This window comes from Arthrobacter sp. CC3, from assembly GCF_039907775.1.
In the GTDB taxonomy this organism is placed as follows: domain Bacteria; phylum Actinomycetota; class Actinomycetes; order Actinomycetales; family Micrococcaceae; genus Arthrobacter.
In genome coordinates this window covers 1-15,826 of record NZ_JARCCY010000020.1, presented here as the reverse complement: position 1 = coordinate 15,826, position 15,826 = coordinate 1, and the positions used below count along the sequence as shown (strand labels likewise).

The 15,826-nt window shown below is 66.8% G+C and carries 14 protein-coding genes; 4 read left to right on the top strand and 10 right to left on the bottom strand.

Translation table 11 applies throughout. From position 1 onward, the window contains the following. Positions 1-10: 10 nt before the first annotated feature. The 4 genes from PV761_RS13335 (at position 11) to PV761_RS13320 (ending at position 4,293) form a co-directional block, all read left to right on the top strand. The gene (locus PV761_RS13335) at positions 11-652 is read left to right on the top strand and encodes a GntR family transcriptional regulator (protein WP_028271693.1); all 642 of its coding nucleotides are present in this window, start codon (positions 11-13) and stop codon (positions 650-652) included. A gap of 10 nt (positions 653-662) precedes the next feature. Further along, positions 663-2,183, top strand: coding sequence for an MmgE/PrpD family protein (locus tag PV761_RS13330; RefSeq protein ID WP_347897401.1), 1,521 nt, complete (start codon positions 663-665; stop codon positions 2,181-2,183). Beyond that, positions 2,183-3,088, top strand: coding sequence for a methylisocitrate lyase (gene prpB, locus PV761_RS13325; protein ID WP_028271691.1), 906 nt, complete (start codon positions 2,183-2,185; stop codon positions 3,086-3,088). Before PV761_RS13330 ends, prpB begins: the two co-directional genes overlap by 1 nt. 65 nt (positions 3,089-3,153) lie before the next feature. Beyond that, positions 3,154-4,293, top strand: a complete 1,140-nt coding sequence (locus PV761_RS13320; protein WP_347897399.1) for a bifunctional 2-methylcitrate synthase/citrate synthase — start codon at positions 3,154-3,156, stop codon at positions 4,291-4,293. A 101-nt stretch (positions 4,294-4,394) separates the two neighbouring features. On the opposite strand, the gene PV761_RS13315 is transcribed toward PV761_RS13320, so the two are convergent. The 10 genes from PV761_RS13315 to PV761_RS13270 all read right to left on the bottom strand — a co-directional run bounded on the left by PV761_RS13315 (position 4,395) and on the right by PV761_RS13270 (position 15,325). Beyond that, a complete protein-coding gene (locus PV761_RS13315; protein ID WP_028271689.1) occupies positions 4,395-4,886 on the bottom strand; it encodes an 8-oxo-dGTP diphosphatase in 492 nt (163 codons plus the stop codon). 31 nt (positions 4,887-4,917) lie between these two features. Then, positions 4,918-5,940, bottom strand: a complete 1,023-nt coding sequence (xerD, locus tag PV761_RS13310) for a site-specific tyrosine recombinase XerD (RefSeq protein ID WP_347897397.1) — start codon at positions 5,938-5,940, stop codon at positions 4,918-4,920. Continuing rightward, a complete protein-coding gene (locus tag PV761_RS13305) occupies positions 5,940-6,602 on the bottom strand; it encodes an NUDIX hydrolase (protein WP_028271685.1) in 663 nt (220 codons plus the stop codon). The genes xerD and PV761_RS13305 overlap by 1 nt, the downstream gene beginning before the upstream one ends. 27 nt (positions 6,603-6,629) lie before the next feature. Beyond that, complete coding sequence (locus PV761_RS13300) at positions 6,630-8,438, bottom strand: CTP synthase (RefSeq protein WP_347897395.1); 1,809 nt, start codon at positions 8,436-8,438, stop codon at positions 6,630-6,632. A gap of 145 nt (positions 8,439-8,583) precedes the next feature. Beyond that, entirely contained in the window at positions 8,584-10,323 is a 1,740-nt protein-coding gene (gene recN / locus PV761_RS13295) for a DNA repair protein RecN (RefSeq protein WP_347897393.1), read from the bottom strand. A gap of 3 nt (positions 10,324-10,326) precedes the next feature. After that, complete coding sequence (locus PV761_RS13290) at positions 10,327-11,349, bottom strand: NAD kinase (RefSeq protein ID WP_028271682.1); 1,023 nt, start codon at positions 11,347-11,349, stop codon at positions 10,327-10,329. Between the two features lie 13 nt (positions 11,350-11,362). Further along, on the bottom strand, positions 11,363-12,175 hold the full coding sequence (locus PV761_RS13285) for a TlyA family RNA methyltransferase (RefSeq protein ID WP_347897391.1): 813 nt from the start codon (positions 12,173-12,175) through the stop codon (positions 11,363-11,365). 2 nt (positions 12,176-12,177) lie between these two features. Then, complete coding sequence (locus PV761_RS13280; protein ID WP_347897389.1) at positions 12,178-12,378, bottom strand: hypothetical protein; 201 nt, start codon at positions 12,376-12,378, stop codon at positions 12,178-12,180. Between the two features lie 22 nt (positions 12,379-12,400). Beyond that, on the bottom strand, positions 12,401-13,393 hold the full coding sequence (locus PV761_RS13275; RefSeq protein WP_347897387.1) for an HAD-IIA family hydrolase: 993 nt from the start codon (positions 13,391-13,393) through the stop codon (positions 12,401-12,403). A 6-nt stretch (positions 13,394-13,399) separates the two neighbouring features. Beyond that, positions 13,400-15,325 carry a hypothetical protein gene (locus tag PV761_RS13270; protein ID WP_347897385.1) on the bottom strand — a complete coding sequence of 642 codons (1,926 nt, stop codon included), beginning with the start codon at positions 15,323-15,325 and terminating at the stop codon, positions 13,400-13,402. Between the last annotated feature and the right edge of the window lie 501 nt (positions 15,326-15,826).

The following is a 15,826-nucleotide window of genomic DNA, read 5'->3' as shown; positions in this document are numbered from 1 at the left end:
GGAGGCAGGGATGCGCGCCAGCGATAGGGCCTACGCGGCACTGCGCGACGACATCATCGAATGGCGCCTCCTGCCCGGGACGGTACTCGCCGAAGTGGAGCAGTCAGAGCGGCTCGGCATCTCCCGCACCCCTCTCCGGGAGGCCCTGAGCCGGCTCACCGCTGAGGGACTGACGACGACGGCGGGCAGCCGCGGCGTCGTCGTCACCGATATTTCGCTGGAGGACATCGACGAGCTGTTCGAACTGCGCGAAACCCTCGAAGGCAAGGCGGCCGCACTGGCCGCCGAACGCGGCGATCCCGCCACCTTCGAGCAGCTCAGGCTGGAGCTCCTCCAGGCCCCGGAGCTGATCAACGGCGGCGGGCCGGGCCTCCACGCGTACTACGAGCTCGCGGGCCGCCTCGACGCGGCCATCGATGCCGCGATTTCCAACTCCTACCTTGCCCAGGCCATGCGCAGCCTTCGCGTGCACCTGGTCCGGGTCCGCCGCCTGGCCGCCGACGACGCCCGGCGGCTCACGGCTGCCGCCGCCGAGCACGCCGCCATCGCCGAGGCCATCGCCGCCGGCAACCCCCGGCTTGCCGAGGCGGCCACCACCGTGCATCTGCACCGAAGCCTTTCCCACGTCAAAGTCACGCATACACCTCACTAGAAGGAGCACCATGGTCAAGGAACACCACGTCCGCGTTTACAAGAGCGAGGAAAACCTGCCCCGCGAGGACCAGCTCGCGTACAAGATCGCCAAGGTTGCCACCGATCCCGTCGCCGTCACCGACGACGTCACCGACATGGTGATCAACCGCGTGATCGACAACGCCTCGGTGGCCATCGCCTCCTTGAACCGGGCCCCCATCGTTGCCGCCCGCGCCCAGGCCCTGACCCACGGACCCACCACCGGCGGCAAGGGATCCAAAGTCTTCGGCATCGACGAGCGGGTGTCCCCCGAATGGGCCGCCTGGGCCAATGGCGTCGCAGTCCGCGAGCTCGACTACCACGACACCTTCCTGGCTGCGGACTACTCCCACCCGGGAGATAACATCCCGCCGATCCTTGCCGTCGCCCAGCACGTGGGCTCCAGCGGACAGGACCTGATCCGCGGCATCGCCACCGGCTACGAGATCCAGGTGAACCTGGTCAAGGCTATCTGCCTGCACAAGCACAAGATCGACCACGTAGCCCACCTCGGCCCGTCCGCCGCCGCCGGCATCGGCACCCTCCTGGGGCTCGACGTCGAAACCATCTTCCAGTCCGTCGGCCAGGCGCTGCACACCACCACCGCCACCCGCCAGTCGCGCAAGGGCGAGATTTCCACCTGGAAGGCGCATGCACCGGCGTTCGCCGGGAAGATGGCCGTCGAGGCGGCGGACCGCTCCATGCGCGGCCAGACCTCCCCCGTGCCGATCTATGAAGGCGAAGACGGCGTGATCGCCTGGATGCTGGACGGCCCCGACGCCTCCTACATGGTGCCGCTGCCCACGCCCGGCGAGGCCAAGCGTGCCATCCTGGACACCTACACCAAGGAACACTCCGCCGAGTACCAGGCCCAGGCCTGGATCGACCTCGCCCGGAAACTGAACAAGGAGCACCCGGAAACCACCGATCCGGCCAATGTGAAGTCGGTGCTGATCAAGACCAGCCACCACACGCACTACGTGATCGGCTCGGGCGCCAACGATCCGCAGAAGTACAGCCCCACGGCCAGCCGGGAAACCCTGGACCACTCCATCCCTTACATTTTCACTGTCGCCCTGCAGGACGGTGCCTGGCACCACGTGGACTCCTACGCCCCGGAGCGGGCAGCGCGCCCGGACACCGTGGAGCTGTGGCACAAGGTCACCACGGTGGAGGACCCGGAATGGACCCGCCGCTACCACTCCCTGGACATCGCGGAGAAGGCCTTCGGCGGATCGGTGGAGATCACCCTGACCGACGGCACCATCATCACCGACGAAATCGCCGTGGCCGACGCCCACCCGCTCGGCGCGCGGCCGTTCGCCCGCGAACAGTACGTCAACAAGTTCCGTACCCTCGCCGCCGGTGTTGTCGACGAAGAGGAGATCGAACGCTTCCTCGCCGCCGCGGCCCGGCTCCCGGAACTGGCAGCCGGAGAGCTGGACCAGCTGAACATCAAGGCAGCCGACGGCGTGATCGACCTCGCCGCCGCTCCGAAGGGACTCTTCTGATGCTGTACTCGAAGGTCACGCCGGAGCAGAAACGGATCCGGTTCCGCGAACTCCTGGCGTCCGGGACCATCCAGCAGTTCCCCGGTGCGTTCAACCCGCTCTCGGCGCGGCTGATCGAGGAGAAGGGCTTCGCCGGCGTCTACATTTCCGGCGCCGTGCTGGCCAACGACCTGGGCTTGCCGGACATCGGCCTGACCACGCTCACCGAAGTGGCGACGCGGGCCGGACAGATCGCCCGGATGACGGACCTGCCCAGCATCGTGGACGCGGACACCGGGTTCGGCGAGCCCATGAACGTGGCCCGCAGCGTCCAGGAAATCGAGAACGCCGGCCTGGCCGGCCTGCACATTGAGGACCAGTTCAACCCCAAGAGGTGCGGCCACCTGGACGGCAAGAACGTGGTGGACCTGGAAACCGCCACCAAGCGCATCCGCGCCGCAGCCGACGCCCGCCGCGACCCCAACTTCCTCATCATGGCCCGGACGGACATCCGCGCCACGGACGGTCTGGAAGCGGCACAGGAACGCGCCAAGGCACTTGTCGAGGCCGGGGCGGACGCCATCTTCCCGGAAGCCATGAAGGACCTCGGCGAGTTCCAGGCCATCCGCGACGCCGTGGACGTGCCCATCCTCGCCAACATGACCGAGTTCGGCCAGAGCGAGCTGTTCACTGTGCAGCAGCTGCAGGACGTCGGGGTGAACATGGTCATCTACCCGGTCACCCTGCTCCGTAGTGCCATGGGGGCAGCTGAGCGTACTCTGGAATCGATCAAGTCCGACGGCACCCAGGAGGCACAGGTAGAGAGCATGCTGACCCGTGCGCGGCTGTATGACCTGGTGGACTACGAGGCCTACAACCGCTTTGACACCGGGGTCTTCAATTTCAGGATTCCCGGCACCAACTGACCCCCTATTCATCCGGACTTCCGGCTCCGGCCGGCACACAGCATAAGGAACGAAGGAGTTTCAGCATGGCTGAAAATGAGATCAAAAAGGGCCTCGCCGGCGTCGTGGTGGACTACACCGCGGTGTCCAAGGTCAACCCCGACACCAACTCGCTGCTGTACCGCGGCTACCCGGTGCAGGAACTTGCAGCCAAGTGCAGCTTCGAGGAAGTGGCTTACCTGCTCTGGAACGGTGAACTGCCCACGCCGGAGCAGCTGGCCGAGTTCACGGCCAAGGAACGTGCCGGCCGCGCTTTGGATCCGGTGGTCAAGCAGGTGATCGACGCGCTGCCCATCACGTCCCACCCGATGGACGTCTGCCGGACTGCTGCATCGGTCATGGGCGCACGGCACCCGCTCGCCGAGGATTCCTCCCGGGAAGCCAATCTGGCCAAGGCTATGGATCTGTTCGCCGCGATGCCGGCCGTCGTAGCGTATGACCAGCGCCGCCGCCACGGCCTGGAGCTGGTGGAGCCCCGCGATGACGTGGGCTATGACGCCAACTTCCTCTGGATGACGTTCGGCGAGGAGGCTGTCCCCGAAGTGGTCGACGCGTTCAATGTCTCCATGATTCTGTACGCCGAGCACTCCTTCAACGCGTCCACGTTCACGGCCCGCGTGATCACGTCCACCCTGTCGGACCTGCATTCGGCAGTGACCGGCGCCATCGGCGCCCTCAAGGGAACACTCCATGGTGGTGCCAACGAAGCTGTGATGCACACCTTCGACGAAATCGGCATCCGGCCGGAGGAATCCCTGGAAGAAGCCGCCGCCCGGGCCAAGGCCTGGATGGAGGACGCCCTGGCCCAGAAGAAGAAGGTCATGGGCTTCGGCCACCGTGTCTACAAGCACGGCGACTCGCGCGTCCCCACCATGAAGGCCGCGCTGGACAAGATGATCGCGCACTACGGCCGTCCGGAACTCCTGGGCCTCTACAACGGGCTGGAGACCGCAATGGACAAGGCCAAGGGAATCAAGCCGAACCTCGACTACCCCACCGGCCCCACCTACCACCTCATGGGCTTCGACACTGATACGTTCACTCCCCTGTTCGTTGCCAGCCGAATCACCGGCTGGACTGCGCACATCATGGAGCAGCTGGATTCGAACTCGCTGATCCGTCCGTTGAGCGAGTACAACGGCGTGGAAGAGCGGCACCTTTCCTAGGCCCTCAGGTCCTTTCCCCAGGACTGCGTGCGCAGGACTTTGGGAGCGCAAGACGGCGGCCGGTCACTTTTCAGGTGACCGGCCGCCGTCGTGCGTCATGCTCACAGGTTCCGCAGGACGCTCACTGAAGACGCCACCGTCTCGTTGTCGGCGTTGAGGGTGACCAGGATGTCCACGGTCCCGCCTTCCAGCACCGGCGGCAGCCAGTGGTCCGCGTCCTGCCACATGCGGTCCACCGGCAGCGACAGCGCATCAAACCATTCGGGTTCTATCTCCGGACTTTCCGCCGGTTCGCCGTGCCACCGGCGGGCGGTAAACAAGGTGGTGTGCATGTTCCACTCCGGCCGGTGGGGGAAGACAAACTCCACAACGCCGGCAGGGTGCAGATCCCGCTCGAGCACGACGACGCCGGACTCTTCCTGGACCTCCCGGCAGGCCGCCTCGGCGTGGCTCTCTCCCGGCTCCACGTGACCGCCCAGCCCCACGATCTTGCCCCTGCCGAAGCCGGTCTTCTTGAGGCCGAGCAGCACATCCGTTCCCCCGTCAGGCCGGTCCCGGAGCAGGAAGCAGAGTGTTACGGGGGTCGAAGTCATGGACCCAGACTAGCGTTGTTGACCTGAGAGGTCAGCCCAGCGCCCGCGGGTGGGCGGCGGCGTAGATCTCCCGCAAGGTATCGGCCGTGACCAGCGTGTAGACCTGCGTGGTGGTCACAGAGGCGTGGCCCAGGAGTTCCTGGACCACACGGACGTCCGCGCCGCCTTCCAGGAGGTGGGTGGCAAAGGAGTGCCGCAGGGTATGGGGCGAGACGTCCTTGGTGATGTTGGCTTTGTCCGCGGCTGCCTTGAGGATGGTCCAGGCGCTCTGCCGGCTGATCCGGCCGCCGCGGGCGTTCAGGAAGAGCGCCGGCGTGCCCTTGCCCTTGGCGGCAAGCAAAGGCCGCCCGCGCACCAGGTACGCGTCAAGGGCACGTGCGCCGTAGGACCCCAGCGGCACCAGGCGTTCCTTGGATCCCTTGCCGAACAGCCGGACAATCGCCGGGCCGGCCAGCTCCGATTGCAGCGATATGTCGTCCACATCCAGGCCCACCGCCTCGCTGATGCGGGCGCCGGTGGAGTAGAGGAATTCCAGCAGGGCCCGGTCCCTCAGGCCTGTTGCCGTGTCCGTGCCGGCCGCTTCCAGGATCCTGGTGACTTCATCGACGCTGATCGCCTTGGGCAGGCGCTTGCCCGGCATGGGCGGGTGGACGTCGCTGGCGGGATCCGCCGTCGTGATTCCCTCAAGTGCCCAGAACTTATGGAGCCCGCGGACCGCCACGACCGTCCGCGCCGCAGACCTGACACCGAGGGCAGTCCCGCCGTCGGAACCGTCGGACAATGCCTGCACGAACCCGGTGACGTGCCGGCGGGTGACGTCACCCGGCCGGTCCGGGCCGCACGCCGCGAGGTAGTTGGCATAGCGGGACAGGTCGCGGCGGTAGGCGGACAGCGTGTTCGCTGCAAGCCCCCGCTCCACGCCCATGTGTTGGAGGTAGTCGCCCACTGCCCGGTCGATGGCGTTGCGCGGCCGGACGGCCGCTTCCGCGCCGGACGCCGCCTGCGCCTGTTCGGCACCGGCACGTTCCGGCGCGGGAGTGACCGTGCTGCCCATCAGCGCTGGCTGGGATGGGCGGGCCAGGGTGCGTTCCCCGGGCGCAGGTGCTCGAAGCCATCTGCGCGGGCCGCCGCTGCGGCAAGAATTCCGACGACGGCGGACGGGTTGTGCAGCCGGCCCTCCAGGACTGCAGCGACCGCGTCCTCCAGCGGCGTCCAGTGCAGTTCGATCTCCGCTTCCTCATCCGTGCGGACATGCAGTTCGTGATCGGGAACATCGCTGAGGTCCCGGGCGAGGTAGATGCGGATGGCCTCGCTTGAGGATCCGGGCGAGTTGAAGAAGTCCGCCAGCACATTCCAGGTCCCGGCTACCAGGTCCGCTTCCTCGGCCAGCTCCCGGGCGGCGCCGACGACGAAGTCCTCACCCTCAACGTCCAGCAGCCCGGCCGGGATCTCCCACAGGTCCATGCCCACGGGATGCCGGTACTGCTTCATCAGCAGCACCTCGCCGGCTTCGTTCATGGGCAGGACGGCCACCGCGCCCGGATGGTCGATGTAATCGCGGACCAGCTCGTCGCCGTGTTCGCTGAGCTGGAAGCTGTCGCTGACAACGTCCCAGATGCGGCCTTCGTACACCTTCCGGGACGACAAAAGACGGCGCGGGCTCGGCGCATCCGAAACCTGCCGTGCAGCATTGGGGGTTTCAGACATACCGGGCATCGCGCCGTCCTTTGATCTAGTTGGTGACTACTTGGCCGAAACCTTGCGGGCGGAGCCGCCGGCCCCAGCCGGTGCTTCCGCACTGGTTACTTCCGCACTCTTCGTTTCCGCGCTGTTAGCGACGGGAAGCAGGTCCCCGCCCTTCTGGTGATCCAGCGCAGCCTTGACCAGGCCCGCGAACAAGGGATGCGGCCGAGTGGGGCGTGAGCTGAGCTCGGGGTGCGCCTGCGTTGCCACATAGTACGGGTGGACGTCGCGGGGAAGCTCCACGTACTCCACCAGCTTGCCGTCCGGGGAGGTTCCGGAGAACACGAGCCCCTTCGCCGCAATCTGGTCGCGGTACTTATTGTTGACCTCGTAGCGGTGGCGGTGGCGTTCGCTGACCTTCGTGGTCCCGTAGGTCTCGGCGATGACGGAGCCTTCGTCCAGCTTGGCTTCGTAGAGGCCAAGGCGCATGGTGCCGCCAAGGTCGCCCTTGCCGTCCACGATGTCCAGCTGCTCTTCCATGGTGGCGATGACCGGGTACTTGGAGTCCGGTTCGAATTCGCTGGACGATGCGCCCTCGAGGCCCACCACGTTCCGGGCGTATTCGATGACCATGCACTGGAGGCCCAGGCACAGGCCCAGGACCGGCAGCTTGGTTTCGCGGGCGTACTTCAGGGCGCCCAGTTTGCCTTCGAGGCCGCGGATGCCGAAGCCGCCGGGCACGCAGATGGCGTCCACGCCGTCCAGGGAGTTGACGGCGCCTTCGTGCGTTTCGCATTCGTCCGAGGGGACCCAGCGGATCTTCACCTTGGTGTCGTTGGCGAAACCGCCGGCGCGCAGGGCCTCGGTGACGGAGAGGTAGGCGTCCGGCAGGTCGATGTACTTGCCCACCAGGGCGATTTCCACCTCGTGCTTGGGGTTGTGGACCGCTTCGAGCAGCCTGTCCCAGCTGGTCCAGTCAACGTCCTTGAACGGCAGGTCCAGTGCACGGACGATGTAGGAGTCCAGGCCCTGGGAGTGCAGGGTCTTGGGAATGTCGTAGATGCTCGGGGCGTCCGGGCAGCCGATCACGGCGTCGATGTCGACGTCGCACATGCGGCCGATCTTGTCGCGCATGGCCTGCGGGACTTCGCGGTCCGAACGGATCACGATCGCCTCGGGCTGAATGCCGATGGAGCGCAGCGCGGCAACGGAGTGCTGCGTCGGCTTGGTCTTCAGTTCCTGGGACGGCCCAATGTACGGGACCAGGGACACGTGCAGGAAGAAGACGTTGCCGCGGCCGATGTCCTGGCGGACCTGGCGGGCGGACTCGAGGAAGGGCTGCGACTCGATGTCGCCGACGGTTCCGCCGATCTCGGTGATGATAACGTCCGGCGCATTCTTGCCTTCGGCAGGAAGGCGCATCCGGCGCTTGATCTCATCGGTGATGTGGGGGATGACCTGGACGGTGTCGCCGAGGTACTCGCCGCGGCGTTCCTTGGCGATAACCGTGGAGTAGACCTGGCCGGTCGTGACGTTGGCCGACCCTTCGAGGTTTTCATCGAGGAAGCGCTCGTAGTGGCCGACGTCCAGGTCAGTCTCGGCGCCGTCGTCAGTGACGAAGACTTCGCCGTGCTGGAAGGGGTTCATCGTGCCCGGATCCACATTCAGGTAGGGATCGAGCTTCTGCATTGTTACAGACAAACCGCGTGCCCGCAGCAGGTGGCCGAGGCTCGAAGCCGTCAGTCCCTTGCCTAGCGAGGACGCCACACCGCCGGTGACGAAGATGTGTTTGGTCGTCTTGGACGAGCCCGGGAACCGGGAATTTACACGGGAATTTGATCGCTGCACCACGGAATTCGAGCCTATCATCAATTGAGCCTTCCACGGGTCGAAAATCGGATTCCCCAAATGCTTCAGTCTCCCCCGCTGTCCCCTCCTGATCAAGCCTGCTCAGGGGACGGCGGCTTCCGGGTGCTTGACCGGTCCGGCGGATGTGACCAGTCTCGCAGTGTTCTCAGGCCCGTTGCGGCAGCAGCTTGGCGTCGTCCAGAAGCTCCTGGGCGTGGGCCTGGGCCGTCTCGGAATCCTCCTGGCCGGCGAGCATCCGGGCCAGCTCCTTGACCCTTTCGGGGCCGTCGAGCAGCCGCACGTCGCTTGAGGTGAACCCGGTGGCGGTGCCGCCGTCAGCCCCTCTGACCGATGTTTTGGTGACGGTGATGTGCTGGTCCGCGAACGCGGCCACCTGCGGCAGGTGCGTGACCACCAGGACCTGCACGTGCTGTGCCAGCATGGCCAGCCGTCGGCCGATCTCGACGGCGGCCCGCCCGCCCACGCCGGCGTCCACTTCGTCGAACACAAAAGTGGGCACCGGATCCACAGCCGCCAGCACCACTTCAATGGCCAGCATCACGCGGGAAAGCTCGCCGCCGGAGGCACCCTTGCCCAGCGGCCGCGCCGGTGCACCGGAATGGGGCTGGAGCAGGAACGAGATCTCATCCGCGCCGTACGGCATCAGCTGGGCGGCAGGTTCGATGGTGATCACCAGGGTCGCATCGGCCATGGCCAGGGCCTTCAGCTCGGCGCTGACCCGTGCCGAGAGGTCCTTGGCGGCCTTGCCGCGGACCTTGCTGATGGCCGCAGCCTCTTTCTTCAGCTCAGCCTCGGTCCGGGCAACCTCCGCGTCCAGCGCCTCGATCCGGGTGGAGTCGTCCTGGAGTTCGTCGAACCGGACGCGTGCATTCTCCGCCCATACCAGGACCTCGTCGATGCTGGGGGCATATTTTCGGACCAGCTTGGCCAGGGCAGCCCGCCGGTCCTCGATTTCCGCGAGCCGTTCCGGCCCCTCTGAATCCAGCCCTGCCTGGTAGCTTGCCAGTTCCGTGGCGATGTCGTTCAGCAGGAAACCGACCTCCGCGAGGCGGGCGGCTGCCGCCCCGAGTTCGGCGTCGTGCTCGGCCACATGTTCGAGGGTCCGTTTCGCCGCGTCCACCAGGGTGGTGGCGTCGCCCTCGTCGCCATAGTCCTCCGCGATGAGCGCCTGGTGCGCGGTATTTGCCGCAATCCTGAGTTCTTCCACGTTGGCCAGTTTCACGGCCTCCGCTTTGAGGGACTCGTCCTCGCCCGGCTGCGGATCCACGTCATCGATCTCCGCCAGGGCAATCTGCAGCGATTCCGCTTCCCGGAGCCTGTCCCGTGCAGCACCGCGCAGCGTGTCCAGCTCCGCCTGGCTGGCCTTCCAGTGGCTGTACAGCGACTGATACGTGTCCAGGGGGCCTGCCAGGGCGTCGCCGGCGAACTTGTCGAGGGCGCCCCGCTGGGCAACTGCCCCCTTAAGCCTGATCTGGTCCGACTGGCCGTGGACCACCACCAGGCTTTCGCCGATCTCCGCGAGGACCCCCACCGGGGCGGCGCGCCCGCCAAGGTACGCACGGCTGCGTCCGTCCGCCCCCAGGCGACGGGCAAGGATCAGTTCGGCGCCGCCGTCGAACTCTTCAACGTCGGCGCCGGCTTCCCGGGCCCGGTGCACGGCGGCGTGGCCTGCGTCCAGCTTCAGGACGGCCTCCGCCGAGGCGCTCTTCGCGCCGCTGCGGACCGCGCCAGCATCGGAGCGGGCACCCAGCAGGAGCCCGACGGCGGTGACGACCATGGTCTTGCCGGCGCCGGTCTCGCCGGTCACCACGCTGAGGCCAGGGCCGAGCGGGAGGGTTGCGTCGGTGATGACGCCGAGGTCGCGGATTCTCAGTTCTTCAAGCATGATTCACTTCGCAGTCGTCGGATCAGTCTCGGACGTCCCGGTGTGCCGGGGACCCGCAGGCGGCACCATCGGCCTGGGGGTACGGATGATGGGCACGGGCCCGGTGTGGATGGATTCGGACTGGGGCATGGGCCCGCGCCAGCCGTGAATGGGAAGCTGGAACTTCCGGACCAGCCTCGCTGAAAACGGTGTCTGGTGCGTCCGTGCGAGCCGCACCGGCGTGGCCGAGCGGGTTACTTCCACGCGTGCGCCCGGCGGCAGGTCAACGGAACGGCGGCCGTCACACCAGAGCACACCCTGGGCATCGGTCCGGTTCAGGACCTCCACGGCCAGCCTGGACCGGGGTGAGACCACCAGGGGCTTGGCGAAGAGCGCGTGGGCACTGATGGGAACGATCACCAGGGCCTCCACCTCAGGCCACACCACCGGACCGCCGGCGGAGAAGGCATAGGCCGTGGAGCCGGTGGGCGTTGCCATCACCACGCCGTCACAGCCGAAGGAGGTCAGCGGACGCTCGTCCACTTCCGTGACCACCTCAAGCATCCGTTCCCGGTTGCCCTTCTCGATGGCGGCCTCGTTCAGCGCCCATGTGTGCCAGATCTTCTGTCCGCGGACCCAGACCTGGACGTCGATGGTCATCCGCTCTTCCACCGTGTAGTCGCGGCTGGCGATCCATTCCACGGTCTGGGCAAGGTCGGCCCGCTCGCTCTCGGCGAGGAAGCCCACATGGCCCAGATTGACGCCCAGCAGCGGCACGTCCACTTCCCGGACCAGCTCGGCGGCACGGAGGATGGTGCCGTCACCGCCGAGGACCATGACAAGCTCGACGTCGGCGAGCTGGATGTGGTCATGGAGGATCTCCACGGGGTCATCGAGCCGGCCGAAAAAGCCTTCCATGTCTTCGAGTTCGGATTTTTGCATCACGGGAACAATGCCTGAAGCATGCAGTTGGATGCATGCCTCCCAGGCAGCCTTCAGTGATTCCTCGCGGCCGGTGTGGGCAAGGACCAGTACACGCCTGCTCATCGGGTTCCGCTTTCTAGTGGTTCGGCCAGATTGTTCCGAGCAACGCAGCAAGGGCTGCGTCCCGCTCTTCGATCTTAGGCAAGTCTGAGGTGATCCTGCGCTTTATCCACAGGAAGTATTCGACGTTTCCGTCCTGGCCGGGGAGGGGGCTCGCCGCGAGGCCGCGCAGTTCAAGCCCGGCGTCCAGCGCCGCATTGGCGACTTTTTCCACCGCCATCCTGCGTTCACGCTCGGAATTCACCACGCCCGTGCGGCCCAGCCGGTCCTTGCCGATCTCGAACTGCGGCTTGACCATCAGGACCAGGTCGCCGCCGGGATGCGTGCATGCCGCCAGCGGCACCAGGACCAGGGTCAACGAGATGAACGACAGGTCAGCAACCGTCAGCGCCGCGGGACCGCCGATCGCGTCCGGCGCCATGTAGCGCACGTTGAGACCTTCGTGCACGGACACGCGGGGGTCGCTCCTGAGCTGGGGAACCAGCTGGCCGTGTCCGACGTCGACCGCCACCACATGGTCCGCACCGCGCCTCAGCAGGACCTCAGTGAAGCCGCCGGTGGAGGCTCCGGCGTCCAGGCAGCGCTTTCCTTCCGCAGTGACGTCCGGGAAGGCGTCCAGGGCCCCGGCCAGTTTGTGGCCGGCCCGGCTGACGTACGTGTCCTGCCCGTCCTGGGCAACATCCAGGGGCGTGAGATCGTCCACCTGGACGGAGGCTTTGGCCAGAACTGTTCCGTCTGAACTGACTTTGCCTTCGGCAATCAGGCGCGCGGCATGGGTGCGGGACCTCGCCAGCCCGCGGGTGACGAGCATTTGATCAAGCCTTGCCATCCTCAGGCGTCGCCTTCAGCCGACGGGTCGTCATCGTTGAGTGCGTCCAGCAGTGCATCGTGGAGGGCGGAATACGCTTCGGCGTGCGCTGCAACGGGCAGGCCCGGAATGCCGGCCAGGCGGTCCAGGACGGCGTCGACGGCAGAGTCTCCGACCGGGCTCACGCCGCTGCCGACGTCCGGAATGTTGTTCAGCTCGGTCATGTTCCCAGTCTAGTGAGTCGTCTTAGTGCGTCAGCCATTCGATGGCCGGTGCCAGCGGAGCGTCTTCCTGTGGATTTGCCGTCCACCACGCCGAGCAGGCCGCACGCCACGAGTCCAGGTCACCGGGAAGCCCGCTGATGTGGACCGCTTCTCCCCGTACGACCGCGGAGGCCGCACCGCAGCGGAACGTGCCGCCGTCGTGCTCTTCCACCGCGGGGTACGGGCGGTACAGATCGCTGAGGTCATTGATGAGGTAGTCCGGCCGCTCGGCCGTGCGGGCGGCGAGGATCGATTCCCTGGTGTCGACGCCGGTGAGCACTGCCACGGTGGCGAAGCCGGCGTTGTTCCCCCCGAGGATGTCCGTGTCCAGCCGGTCGCCGACGACGAGCGGCCGGTCGGAGGTCAGCCGCTTGGCGGCCGTGCGGAACAGCGGAGCCTCCGGCTTTCCGGCCACCAGGGGCCGCTGTCCGGTGGCCGCCGCAACGGCAGCCACCAGGGTTCCGTTGCCCGGAGCAATGCCACGGGCCTGCGGGATGGACATGTCCGTGTTGGTGGCAACCCAGAGGGCGCCACCGGCGATGACATACGATGCCTCGGCGAGGTCCTTCCAGCCGATCTCGGGATTGAATCCCTGGACCACGGCCACTGGATTGTCCTTGGCGCTGTGGACCGGGGTCAGTCCCACCAGTTCCACCTCATGCGCCAGTGCCGGGCTCCCTGTCACCAGGACGTTTGCGCCGGGGGGAAGGAGGCCGGCGAGCAGCTCGCCGGCAGCCTGCGAGGAACTGACCACCTGCTCGTCTTCGGCGGGAGCGCCAAGCTCGCGCAAGTGGGCTGCCACCTGCGCGGGCGTCCGGGAGGCGTTGTTGGTCACGTAGCCAAGTCCGACGTCGATACCTGCCAGTTGCCGCAGGGCCTCGACGGCTCCCGGAATGGCGTGGGGACCAGCGTAGACGACTCCGTCAAGGTCCGACAGCAGGGCGTCGAACCTGGAGATCAATGAAGCACCGCTCATGGGCAGTTATTCCCTTTCGCGGTCCGGGTTTGCGGTATCGGCATCCCCGGCATCGTAGGCGTTGTCTTCGGCGGCGTCTTCGGTGGTGCCGTCTTCGAGTTCGTCCGCTTCGACGGAGTCCTGGTCCGATTCAGCGTCGTCGGATTCGAAGTAGTCACCTTCTGCATCGTCGGAGCCTTCGTCCAGGGCAGCTGCATCTGATGCGGCAGCGTCCGAGGCCGCAGCCTCGACGACGGCCGACTGGCTCTCGTCACGAACGCCGGGCGCTGCGGCCGGAGCGCTGTCGGCCTGCTGCTGGGCAAGCAGGCGGCGCCGTGCTTCTTCTTCGCGGGCTTCTTCTTCCTCGTCCCAGCCGAGGTCGATGATGTCCGGTTCCTCATCCTCGCAAAGGCCGAGGGCGTTCTCGGCCACAACGGCCTGGCGCTGCCACTTTGCGGATTCCTCCGTGCGGCCCACTGCCGCGAGAGCATCGGCATAAGCGCGGAACAGCCGGGGGCTGTAGGAGAAGGCCCGGTTGATATCCAACTGGGCGATTTCCAGTTCGGCCACGGCAGCGTCGAGCTGGCCAAGGTCGGTACGGGCGCCGGCAGCCACGATGGCCAGTTCAACCTTGCCGGGTGCGTCGAGGTCGTTGGCTTCCTCCGAGCGCGCCACATCAAGGGCACGGTCCGGACGTCCCAGGCCGCGTTCGCAGTCCGCCATCACGGGCAGGTGGACGTTGGAGCCGCTGATCCGGCGGTAGGTGCGGAACTCTCGGAGGGCTTCACCGTAGTGGCCTGCGGCGTAGGCGGTCAGGCCAACTGCCTCGCGCACTGCGGACAGGCGTCCGCCGCGCCGGCTGGCGGCCAGGGCATGCTGGAAGGCAAGCTCCGGTTCTTCGTCAATGAGGCGGCCGGCCATCACCAGGTGGCGTGCGACCCACTCAGCGCTCTTGGGTTCGAGGGTCTTGATCTCGTGCTTGGTGGCGCGGTCCAGCTCCTGGCCCGTGACGTCCTCGTCGATCTGGGGAGAACGCTCACGGTCCGGACGGTTGGCGCTGCGCAGGTCGCGGGCGTTGGGCACGCGTGCAGGGCGGTCCTCGGGGCGGTCGCGTCCGAAGTCGCGGGGGCCTGATTCGCTTCGGTCAAAGCTCCTGGGAGCGCGTTCCTGGCGGTCGCCGAACGGCTTGCGGTTGTCGCCGCCACCAAAGCTGCGGCGTTCGCCGTCGCCTTCACGGCGCGGACGGTCACCGAAAGGCTTACGGTCACGGTCGCCACCACCAAAGCTGCGGCGTTCCCCGTCGCCTTCACGGCGCGGACGATCGCCGAACGGCTTGCGGTCACGGTCGCCACCACCGGCACCAAACGGCTTACGATCACGGTCACCGGCGCCAAAGCTGCGGCGTTCCCCGTCGCCTTCACGGCGTGGACGATCGCCGAACGGTTTGCGGTCACGGTCGCCCGCGCCAAAGGGCTTACGATCACGGTCACCACCACCAAAGCTGCGGCGTTCCCCGCCACCTTCGCGCGACGGACGCTCGCCAAAGGGCTTACGATCACGGTCACCACCACCGGCACCAAAGCTGCGGCGTTCCCCGCCACCTTCGCGCGACGGACGCTCGCCGAACGGCTTGCGGTCACGGTCACCACCACCGGCACCGAAGCTGCGGCGCTCTCCGCCACCTTCGCGCGACGGACGCTCGCCAAAGGGCTTCCGGTCACGATCGCCGCCGGCACCGAAAGGCTTACGGTCACGGTCGCCTGCGCCAAAGCTGCGGCGCTCTCCACCACCCTCGCGCGACGGACGCTCACCACGGTCATCCCTGGCACGGAATCCGCGGGGGTCGCCCCCTGAGTTATTCGATGGGCGGAAGGGGCCGCCGCCCGAGGGCCGGCCGCTTCCGGAACTGCCGCGGTCTTTTCCGCTTCGATTTCCGCCGTTGTGCTCAGCCATGTTGGATTCCTCCTGTTGTGAGCCGACCACTGGCGCAATCGCAGCCGCTCTTATCCGTGTTTCGTTATCCTACGCAACCCGAAATAAAGCGCTTCGAAGTCCGTACATCTCATGCAATTCTAGGCGAGTCACCGCTCACGAACTAACTGCCCCGGCCCCATGAGCCGCTGCCGTGGCAAGCCTCACAAGGACCTCGAACCCAACTCGGCGTTTGGGCACGGCCACCTTCCGGTCCGCTCCGCTCGGGGGAAATCCCTGAGCAGCGGACGCTCCTCCCCCACCAACGCTCCATAATGTAGGGGGAGTTCGACGGCGGTGGTTGGGTTGGGTGCCTGGCCGGCGTGGCCGGGCGGTGCGGGTGGTGGGAGAGGGTTGGCCGTGATACCCCGGGATCTGCGAGAGGGTCCGTCAGAACACCCTCTACGTCAGGCTGGTTGTGAGTCAGTCAGTGATTGAAGAGGAGCAGCCATGTCTGTTGGGCCGCGAGGTATTAGCCGCGAT